Source organism: Bacillus cereus group sp. BfR-BA-01383, from assembly GCF_022663495.1.
Lineage (GTDB): Bacteria > Bacillota > Bacilli > Bacillales > Bacillaceae_G > Bacillus_A > Bacillus_A cereus_AU.
Genome location: NZ_JAKUFP010000014.1, coordinates 55,328 through 66,336, shown reverse-complemented (window position 1 = coordinate 66,336; position 11,009 = coordinate 55,328). Strand labels below are relative to the sequence as shown.

The following is an 11,009-nucleotide window of genomic DNA, read 5'->3' as shown; positions in this document are numbered from 1 at the left end:
TATACTTTTCTCTTTCAAATTAAATCCATTGCATTACCTAGTAACTCGTCCAAGGTTATACAAAAAGCATCGTCTCAAGTTATTTTAGTCGTAATAAGCTGACCAGCTTCATTAATAGTAACTTTCCATTTCACTCCACTAGCAGTCTTCATAATTATTCCTTTACTTGCTTCTATTTCAATATCTCCAAACATCTTTCCACCAGTTGTCGCTAACCAAGCATTCCCATTTTCCATAGAAGACCTCGCAAAAATACGATTAATTCGAAAACGCTTATGGTCTTGAGCGTAACCACTCAATGTAATTCTTACTTTATATAGCTGACTCGCCTTCATATTCGATATAATTGTATCGCCAACATTTAATGGAACATCTGATGCGATAACCCAACTTCCAGTTGCACTTAATGCATATTCAATTTTAATTTTCTTTGGGCTCTCTCCCCATCCAAAATACATCCCAAAACAATTTAACATTTTTATTGGGTTTTTCGTAAAATCCAGTTCAATCACAACTGGATTACTATCTGGAACATCAATATAGTTTACACTTTGCTCATCTATTAAATTAAAGCAATTTGCGAGATTTCCCCCGTACGGTAATTTCCCACTTACTTGCTTAATATTATATTTCTGCTGAGCATTTACTAAAATATCATCTTGATTCCCTATTAAATGCGGTTTATTTAATGTTATCGGTAACTGAATTCGAAGTGATTCTTCATAGGTTGACGTACAAACATTATATTGTCCCTTATCTACAATCGTTGTGGAAAGCAAATTTGAAAAAAGGTAGTTACGATGAGAGTTCGAAGAAAATTCAATTACAATTGGTTCACTACTCATCCGGTACGTATCCCAAATCATACAGTTAAATGTATTATACGCACCCGTGCAACGAATTACTTTTTTTGTTTGCTGTCTACATTGTACTTGAATATCATGAAACGTATTTCCTGAACTTTCATTTGGTAAATCACTATTTCCATCTACTTCAATTCCATACTGACATCCATCAATAAATATAGATTGAAATACATTTGCGTTAATCCAACAAGGTGTATTTATGTCATCTACATATTCTGTTTTCAAATATATTGCAGTTTGAAAGTTTTTAATTTGAATACAGTTAACTTGAAAGAAACTAATATAATCCCATGCTTTTTGACAATAAAAATGTATAGCTTTTCCTTTATATGATGGTGTTGTATTTATTATATTTATATTTGATATAACAGATTGATTAGGTACTTCTATTTGTTGTGAACCGGACACATAAATAACAGATGACTGAAATACTTGATTCATAACTTGAATCGTACCACCAGTTATAGAAGCATTACTTTGTAGCTCAAACGCATTAAAATCTCCATCAATTTGCACCGTTACGGTAGGGTCTAACTCTAATCTTACGTTGGATTTAATAACAATCGGCTTTAAGATTTTATACGTATTTACCCCTGTAATTCTTACCGTCGAAATTCGATTCGCTACACAATAATTAATAGCTTGTTGAATCGCTAACGAACTATCATTTCCTGAGTTCGGAACTGCTCCAAAACAATCAATATGAACGCTATTTTCGGGTGCACAATCTTCTTGTGAAGAAATATATTCTGACAAAATAAATTCACTCCTCATATTACCTTTTCCATATAATATGTGAGTTTTCTCTTAAAAGTTTCTATAATAAAAAAACAAACGACCTCCACGATCATTTGTTTAATTCATATATATCTTTCGTTTCTTCTATCATTTTAGTTAACGAGAAATTTTTTTCCGCTTTTTTTCGCGCTTTCACTCTCATATCATTCACCTTTTCTTCATTTCCTTGTAATTCCTTAAGCGCATCTGCGAATTCTTTTTCGCGATATTCAGATATTAAAACACCTGATTCCCCATCTATTACCGCTTCATTTATTCCACCAACATCTATCGAAACGATTGGTGTTCCTGTAGCCATCGCTTCAATTACTACCATTGGAAACACTTCACGAAAAGATAATAAAAGTAAGGCATCCATATTTCCTATAAACTCATGTGGCTCTGAAATATTCCCTAACATCTTTACACTTTTTTGCAAGTCATATTTTTCTATTTCTTTCATAATAGATTCTTTCTCTGGCCCATCACCAGCAATATAAAACAAAAAGTCATTTCTCTTTTTCAACACATTTGCAATTTTAACAAATAGTTGATGGTTTTTCTCCTTGGATAATCTAGCTAATATACCGACTTTATAAATAGATTCTTTCTTTTTCTGCTGGAATAAAAATTTTTCAATATCCACCCCGTTATAAATTGTCTTGATTTTTTCTTCTGCTACACGAATAGAAATTAAATTATTCTTTTCAAACTCACTTACTGTAATAATGTTATTCACATATTTATTCATGAAGTAACGAAAAATCGTTGGCATTTTCTTTTCTAGTATCGTTATATTATGTTTCGTATAAACGACTATTATCTTTCTCTTAATAAACTTTTGAAGTAGAAAAGCATATAATACCATTCGCAAACTATTTGCATGAATAAGATCTATCTTTCGTTTATTAATCTCGTTTCGTAAGTAATAAATATTTCTCAAATGATTCCATCGACTAAGTAGCATGAAATTTTCTTTTCTAGTAAGAGATTGATATAGTTCCCCATCTCCTGCAGCTGTATACACCGTAAAATTCTCGTATTGCAAATTATTTTCCAATTTGCAGAAGTAACTTTCGGCTCCTCCAGTTATCAATTTATCTGTCATCAACAGTATATTCATAATTGTGTCTTCCCAACTACATTGATTTTATTTTTTCTATAGGCATGATAAGCATATTTACTAAAATAGTAAAAGATTTGCGCTGAACTAAGTGGTTTTTGTGCTCTTAATAACTTCCAATAGCGGAAGGCCGCTCTTATTTTATTTCTTGAAACAGAATTTGTAACTATTCTATATTTTGCTAATACTTGTTGTATCCCTTTTGCTTCATATCCTTCGTTTAACAAGTTCAGCCATAACGCTGTGTCTTCAGGCTGCACACTGGGCATTTCAATACAAGAAATCTTCTCGCGATCCAGCATCACTGTTAGACACCCAATAATTGTATTTCCCGCTAAATAATGATAGTCAACCGCTTCTGGTACATTTACGTCTCTATTCATATCATTACCATTTTCATCTATTAAACTATAAGAAGTATACGAAAATGCAGCATTCTTTTCTTCCATAAATGCTAATTGTGTCTTCAATTTATGTGGTAACCATATATCATCACTATCTAAAAAAGCAATATATTTTCCTCTCGCTTCCTTTATCGCAATATTTCGTGCTTTAGCAGCACCAATATTTTCTTTTAACGATAATAATCGAATACGTGAATCCCCTTCTATCATTTGTTTTATTTTGACAGCAGATTGATCTGTTGAAGCGTCATCAACGATAATCATTTCCCAATTTTCATATGATTGGTTCTGTACAGATACAATCGTCTCATCTATAAATCGTATACTGTTATAAGAAGGTGTTATTACGGAAACATAAGGTGCCTCGTTATATACTGATAGACATTTTACCATCTACCTTTCCCCTTCCTTCATATATTGAAATGTATTTCACAACAACCGCTAAAAATAGAAAAAATGCTTCGTTAATAATCAGTGACAATGACATCATCTGAAATAAAAATGCAATCATAGTCAATAACAGATATGGCTTTTCACGGAACAAGTTATACTTAGTTAACTTGACCATTAAAAGTATTAAAAATGAGCTATATAAAAGGAAACCAATTGTACCCGATTCAGATAAAATTTCTAAAAATGTATTGTGCACATATAATTTTTCATTAAACTGATACTCATAATAATTCGAGAAGTTAAACGCACCAATACCGATATATGGATTAGACAAATAATATTTGACAGCAGCTTCCCATAGTGCAAATCTGCCGCTCCCATTATCATGCGCAAAATCAGAAATCCGTTTATTCAATATACCATCCAATTGGCCACCCATTACACTATTCGATAAACTAAAAATAACTACACCAAACAATACTAAACTCATAATCATTTTTATTTTTTTAGCAAAACTAGACATACATATATATACAAAAACGACAAGTACAATCGCTAATATACCACCCCTTGAAAAAGTTAATAAACTCGTCGTAACGCATAAAATTAATCCTATAACATTGGTCGCATTATATAAATTTGTCATATAATACATGAAAAATATTGTATTATAAAAAATATAAATGTTTGGGTCATCTAATAATCCAATTAATCTTGGATACCCTCTATCAACTAATAACCCAGCAAAAATTTCTCTCTCTTCCCCGCCATGTAATCCAAAATATTGTAATCCGATTATATAGAGTATCAAACTTACAATATTAAATACTAATCCTACGTAAACGATGGACGCTTCAAGTACTACGATTTCCGTATTACTCAATAAATTCCTCATTATAAAATAGCATCCTAAAACAAGTATTACACCAAAAATCATACGAATACTAGCACTTAAATATACGGAAAGAATACCACTTAAACAATAGATGAAATAGAATAATAAAAATACAACTTCATGAAAATATAGCTTTCGAATATGAAATTTTTTAATTGTTAAACAAAAATATATAACTAAGAAAATCATATATATCTTCAAGGAAAATCCTATATATATATTGTATTTACTTAACATAACAAATAAGATTAGAAGAAAAATCCATTTCATCGAAATTTGCATATTATTTTCCATAGACTATATCCCCTGCTTTGTAATAAACTTCTTTTTTCTTACAAACGAAAAAAGAAGTTTTTTTAACTCATGATCATATAGAAATATGCCAACTACTACGATTAACGTATGAAGAACCAGTGCAATCAAGTTGTATGTACGCAATATATATTGCACACCAATAAAGGTTACGCCAAAGTAAATTGTATAAGGTATTACAATTTGGAATACAATTTTTTTCTTCACTGCACTTACTGCTATATACCCAACTAAAGCCACGATCTCAAATAAAACCATAGCGTAAGCCGCTCCTATCACTCCACCAATACTACTAAAGCTATAAAGCATAGTCCCACCTATCACTAATGCTATACACTGCACTGCAGTTCTCTTATTTTGACATCCACTCGTTGTTAATCCATCAGCGATAGCGATATTTAAGCTTTGTAAAACAATAAGAAATGATAATATTTGGAGCGGCTCTACTGCACTACTCCATTCCTCATGAAAAAATATAGAAATAAAATATGGCGCTAAATTATATAAACCTATCGTCATACATATTCCCACAATTGTCATTGATTTGATTTGAAACAGGTTTAATTTCGTATGCTCTTCTAAATTATTTTGATTATAATGTTTAAATAGTACTGGAAAAAACGCGCCTGCAATTACCCCTGGTACTTGATATAACGCTGCTGGCATTCGATAAGCAACTGCAAAGATCCCAACCATACTTAATGGCAATGTGTAATTGAGTAAGATTGGTGCTAATTGCGGCGTACTCATTATTAAAAAACCACTAACAATAAAAGGCGTTAATTGCCAAAATAACGCTTTATGAATTACGATGTTCATACTAATATTCGTCTTTCTTTTCATTACATATATGCTGAATATACCACCAATTAAATAACCAAATCCATATAAACGAGCCGTTACATAAACCGGTAAATCTCCGAAAATACAAAAACATGTAATTATGATGACCACAGATGCCGATACAACTTTAATAAGCGCTATATATTTCATACGTTCTGTTAGCTGAAAATAAGCAATCCCTATATTTTGCCACGTTAGTCCTACTAACATTAAAAACATTACGTTTATCATCATATAAATTAAATTTCTATCCTCATACACATAATGAATAACAATATAACCAATTATAGTAATACAAGTAAGTAAAACCATTCTTATTTTTATATACGAAGATAAAATCGTTCTTATATCTACTCCATCCTTTGCACCTTCACGAAGGAATGTATTACTAAGCCCTAAATCTGTAAAAAATAACATAACAAACGTCACTGCTATGGCAACACTAAACATCCCATAATGTTGTGCATTAAAGAAATTCGCTAAAGCAATTAAGCTCACCGCTTGGAGGAGGTTAGCTAAAATCGTACTATAAAATAGATGGATAATATTGTTTAGAAGAGATCTACCCATACCAGTTCTCCTTTGTTTGTAACCTACTTACATATGTTGTTTGTTTAAATGTATATTTATCTTGCACCATTACCATTTAATACAATTAAAACAGTCTTACATAAAATACGAATGTCCATCCTCATCGTTTTCAGTTCAATATATTCCATATCCAATTTCAACTTTTCTTCCGGATCAAGATTATACCCTCCATTTATTTGCGCCCATCCTGTTAATCCCGGCTTTACCAATAAACGTTCCTTGAACTCTGGAATATACGCATCAAATTGTTTATAAAAATACTCTCTCTCTGGTCTAGGTCCAACAAAGGACATATCACCTTTTAATATATTTATAAGTTGTGGTAATTCATCAATTCTCGTTTTTCTAATAAATAATCCAACCTTTGTAATTCTTGGATCATTTTCACTTGCCCATTGCGGTCCGTTCTTTTCCGCATCATTTACCATGGACCTTAATTTAAAGACCTTAAACTTCTTCCCATTAATACCTAAACGATCTTGAAGATAGAGTGGAGCCCCTGATGTTTCTAAAATAATCATCACACAAAAGAACAACATAATTGGTATCGTTACTAGTAACAATATGAGTGAAAATATTATATCAAACAAACGTTTTACACTTCGATTCAAAATATTATTCTTTTCTTGAGCCGGAACAGTATACAACTTAGCTTGATTAGTTTCACGAATCATGGATCGTTACCCCCATATTCAAGAATATAAAACTATACCTATTAATTCACATTCTTTCCGCTTTATGTCCGCTATTACTTTTTCCACCATTTTCAGTGAGTCTTTTCTTTTTTTGACCGCCAAGATTACTCCATCACATTTCTCCGCAATTATATACGTAGCAGGAAGCGCAAATACTTCGGATGAATAAAAGAAAATATAATCAAAATCTTCTTTCCACTTTGCAATTACATTATCAAATTCATCCATAGTAACTAAGGGCGTTCCAGTATGTACGGTTTTTTTTGCGGGAATACAATATAAGTATTTAGAAAAACTACTAGCAAAAGGTTCATAATTTAAAGTAGAAGGGCTTAGTATATCGTTTACCGTTGTCACATGTTTTTTTTGTAATAGTAAATGCAGCTTAGGATCTGAAAAATTCATATCGACAAGTAACACTTTTTTCTTCATTTCTGCAAAAACAAACCCAAAATTTACTATAAGAGAGGCAACAACACCTCTGTCCTTCGTCGAACTGACTGTAAATACTTGTTTTCCTGATTTTTTCAGTTCATGATATACAGTAAAAAATTGCTCTTTCATCACATCATCATGCGGATTGAACTGTAACTGTTTTTTTGTTTTAAATATCAATATGTTCACCTCGATATATAGACGATTGCGTTTCAACTTCTGAGGATTTTCTTTTCGCCTTCATATTTATGTGACCAATAACAGAAACGGTTGTTATTTTCTCTAAATCTTGTTCCACGTATATACGCTCATCAAAATAATCTCGAAGTACAGCTAAACCAATACCAATAAATAAACTAACAATTAAAGAGATAGGGATGATAAGTTGAAATTTCGGAAATAATTTTTCAGCATTTTCCTTTAGCTCTGGATCAGTTAATATTTTTACTCCTTGTACATTCGTATACTGCTGAAAACTTTTTTGAGATTGCTCCGCCAATGTTTTTACAATATCCTTTACAACTTTAGGATTAGAATCTTTTACTGTAACAGTAACTATTTGTGAGTTATCAGTATTTACCACCGAAATTTTTTGTGCTAGTTCATAACTTGATTGTTCTAAATTTAAATTCTTTTTAACGGTTGAAATAATGAGAGGACTTTTTAATATATCTACGTAAGATGTTACGAGTTGCTTATTTTCTTGTGTTTTATTTGTTGAATTCTCCTTATTAAACCCATCTAAATTCCCAACAAGAATTTGTATTGAATATTGATATGACGGCTTTAACACATACATAGAGATAAGAACTAAAGAAGCGGTTAAACAACACATTGTTAAAATAATTGTTACGAATCTTCTTTTCAATAGCTGTTGAAAATCTTTTATACTCATTTCTTGCTTCAATTATTTCACCGCCTTTGTCTGAATAACATCCTGTAAGTCATTTTGTACAGATAACTCTTTCTTCTCTACATTTGCTTGCTTTGTTACATACTTCCCAACTCTGAAAGCAAATTTTTCTACAAATAAATATGAAATCGTTGCAAGTATAAACGAAAGAATAAACGACAAAATTAAAACAATAGGTAACGGGAATATTTCATGGAGCATGTATACAAGGGAAAATAAAGATATAGTGTGGTATAAATAAAGACTGTACGAAATCTCCCCTAAATATAACAAGTATTTATTACGTAGCAAGGCTGACAAAGTTGATACTGACAAGCTTAATATGACAAATAGACATGCACTTATCGCTACTACGTAGTCTCGAAATATAAAATTATTGAGCACGTCAATTTCTCCAATAAGCCCTTCATACATATAAAGCAAAATCGCAAATAAAAGCCATACAATCTTATTATTTTTAGTACAATTACTATAAAAAATGATTAATTTTTTTTTATACTTCGCAACTAGTGCTCCTAGTAAAAACAGCACTGTGTAATGCAGCGTTAATGCATAGCTTGTTAATGTTAAACTCGAGTGAAATAAAAATACTACCGCAACAGAGCATATACTAAAACTAAACAAGGATAGTAATGAATACCGAACTGTTTTTCGTAAACAAACCATTAATACTAACGGAAAAATCATTGATATTCGCATTTCATGCACAAGAGACCAAATCACACCATTATACGCATCAGTATTATATTTCCCAACCAATAAAATATGTTGTGCTATTAGACTTGAAGAACTTTCAATCGTCCATGAGCGATTAAACCATTCACTAAAATAAGAAAGACCATATTCACTGATCGTAGTCTTGCATATAATAGCTATAATTATTGCTACAATGTATGGGATATATATTCTGGATATACGTTTTAAAAGGTATGATCCATAGCTATTGTAGTTTTTTTGAATGGATTCATACAAAACAAATCCACTCAAAACAAAAAAGATAATAACAGATTCGTTACCACTACTAAAAATAAGACGAGCAGGCGTTTCTTTTAATAGATATACAACAAATGGTTTATTATTTTCATAACTGTAATTTTGAAATGCTGAGAAAATCATTAAATGATGACCAACCATTACTATCAATGATGAAATTCCTCTTATAGAATCCAGTTCTTTATACCTTTCCATCGTTTTACATCAACTCCTAATGAAATGATAATAATCATTTCAAAGCGACACCATTATTCATATTCCTCTCCTTTCTTTTCATTCCAATTTTTCATATTAAAATGATTTTATATAGTAAATTTGAATGTATTGTAACATTTTTTGTAATATTATGAATAGTAAATCCTCACAATTGGTATATACCAATTCCAACCTCGGAAAATGAGAAATATTGGCAGAAAAACACTATAAATATACCTTGCTATTTTATAAAAATACTATAAGAAAAGTAGCGTTTATTTTAAGTATTTGTTTTTAATATAAAATAAAGAAAGATAGCCCACATAGGCTATCTTTCTTTATTTTATTTAATTATTGGCTCCGTTATATGCTACATGTCGTTTCTCAATCCGTTCTTCAATTTCTTTCATATTTTCCTTATTAGTTAGTAGTGATTGTTTATTTTCTATTAATAATTGTTTAAAGGATTTTCTCACTTTTTTTCGCATTTTCATTTTCCTCCTTGGGGGATGGTTTATATAAAAGATAAAGAATTATCTGGTTGTTCTTATAATAATTGATTGTTGTGAATTCCATTTGAACTTTATATGAAAATCCCGTTTATTTTCTGACAACTTTGTGAACAAAAAGAAAGGCCGATTAAAAATATTTAATCGGCCTTTCTACTTCTTATAACATATTTATTAATATTTCAGGTCTTCCCCAATTCATTTCTTCACAAACGAATCTAAGTTTTTCTACGTCCATTGTGTGTAACCCTTCTTCTAATGAGCATGAAATTGGAACTTCACAGTGAATTTGTGCTAATTGTAATGAAATATTTAAATTCTCTAAATCACTTTCAATCTTTGTACGCTGCGCTTTCGTTAATGATGCTACGTTTTCTAGTACAGCTGATACTGTCCCATACTCTTGAACAAGCTTATACGCTGTTTTTTCACCGATGCCTTTTACACCTGGATAGTTATCACTCGTATCTCCCATGAACGCTTTCGCATGGACGATTTGCCACGGTTCTACACCTTTCTCTTCCATAATTCTCTCTGGTGTGTAATACTCATAATTTCCAATTCCTTTGCGCAGAAGCATAACTGTAACATTCTTATCAACAAGTTGAAGTAAATCTGTATCGCCAGTTAAAATATAAACATCCGCTTCATTACAATATTGTTTTGCAAGTGTACCGATACAATCGTCTGCTTCATAACCTTTCATACCGATGACCGGAATAGATAATTTCGCAGTCATTTCTTGTACTAAATCAAATTGCGGAATTAATTCTTCTGGCGGCGCTGCACGATTCGCTTTATAATTTGAGAACGATTCCGTTCTAAATGTTGTACTTCCCATATCCCAGCACGTTACGATATGCGTTGGTTCGATCGCTTGCGTAGCTGTTAATAAATGCTTCATATAACCATGAATCCCGTTCGTCGGGGTACCATCTTGTCGTTTCATAAATTGTCCGTAAACACTTGTTGCGTAAAAAGCACGAAATAATAGTGCCATACCATCAACTAATAATACTTTTTTCATAATTCCTCTCCTACTAAAAAAAATAATAACCTCACGTT

General features: G+C 31.4%; 11 protein-coding genes. All 11 read right to left on the bottom strand.

Translation table 11 applies throughout. The features are described 5' to 3' along the window. Positions 1 to 74: 74 nt before the first annotated feature. The 11 genes from MR065_RS15085 to MR065_RS15035 all read right to left on the bottom strand — a co-directional run bounded on the left by MR065_RS15085 (position 75) and on the right by MR065_RS15035 (position 10,971). On the bottom strand, positions 75 to 1,622 hold the full coding sequence (locus MR065_RS15085) for a glycoside hydrolase family protein (RefSeq protein ID WP_242214211.1): 1,548 nt from the start codon (positions 1,620 to 1,622) through the stop codon (positions 75 to 77). A gap of 91 nt (positions 1,623 to 1,713) precedes the next feature. Next, positions 1,714 to 2,766, bottom strand: coding sequence for a glycosyltransferase family 4 protein (locus tag MR065_RS15080; RefSeq protein ID WP_242214210.1), 1,053 nt, complete (start codon positions 2,764 to 2,766; stop codon positions 1,714 to 1,716). After that, the gene (locus MR065_RS15075) at positions 2,763 to 3,563 is read right to left on the bottom strand and encodes a glycosyltransferase family 2 protein (protein WP_242214209.1); all 801 of its coding nucleotides are present in this window, start codon (positions 3,561 to 3,563) and stop codon (positions 2,763 to 2,765) included. Before MR065_RS15075 ends, MR065_RS15080 begins: the two co-directional genes overlap by 4 nt. After that, positions 3,538 to 4,752, bottom strand: coding sequence for an O-antigen ligase family protein (locus tag MR065_RS15070; protein ID WP_242214208.1), 1,215 nt, complete (start codon positions 4,750 to 4,752; stop codon positions 3,538 to 3,540). Before MR065_RS15070 ends, MR065_RS15075 begins: the two co-directional genes overlap by 26 nt. A 3-nt stretch (positions 4,753 to 4,755) precedes the next feature. Then, positions 4,756 to 6,183, bottom strand: a complete 1,428-nt coding sequence (locus tag MR065_RS15065) for an oligosaccharide flippase family protein (RefSeq protein WP_242214207.1) — start codon at positions 6,181 to 6,183, stop codon at positions 4,756 to 4,758. Between the two features lie 56 nt (positions 6,184 to 6,239). Next, positions 6,240 to 6,878 carry a sugar transferase gene (locus MR065_RS15060; protein ID WP_242214206.1) on the bottom strand — a complete coding sequence of 213 codons (639 nt, stop codon included), beginning with the start codon at positions 6,876 to 6,878 and terminating at the stop codon, positions 6,240 to 6,242. Positions 6,879 to 6,896: 18 nt separating this feature from the next. Beyond that, on the bottom strand, positions 6,897 to 7,517 hold the full coding sequence (locus MR065_RS15055; protein ID WP_242214232.1) for a CpsD/CapB family tyrosine-protein kinase: 621 nt from the start codon (positions 7,515 to 7,517) through the stop codon (positions 6,897 to 6,899). Beyond that, positions 7,504 to 8,241: a YveK family protein gene (locus MR065_RS15050; protein WP_242214205.1), complete on the bottom strand. Its 738-nt coding sequence runs from the start codon at positions 8,239 to 8,241 to the stop codon at positions 7,504 to 7,506. Before MR065_RS15050 ends, MR065_RS15055 begins: the two co-directional genes overlap by 14 nt. Beyond that, on the bottom strand, positions 8,242 to 9,435 hold the full coding sequence (locus MR065_RS15045; protein WP_242214204.1) for an acyltransferase family protein: 1,194 nt from the start codon (positions 9,433 to 9,435) through the stop codon (positions 8,242 to 8,244). A 347-nt stretch (positions 9,436 to 9,782) separates the two neighbouring features. Further along, a complete protein-coding gene (locus tag MR065_RS15040; RefSeq protein WP_001228050.1) occupies positions 9,783 to 9,923 on the bottom strand; it encodes an FbpB family small basic protein in 141 nt (46 codons plus the stop codon). A 181-nt stretch (positions 9,924 to 10,104) separates the two neighbouring features. After that, positions 10,105 to 10,971 (bottom strand): 5'-3' exonuclease, encoded by an 867-nt coding sequence (locus MR065_RS15035; RefSeq protein ID WP_242214203.1) that lies wholly within the window; start codon positions 10,969 to 10,971, stop codon positions 10,105 to 10,107. Between the last annotated feature and the right edge of the window lie 38 nt (positions 10,972 to 11,009).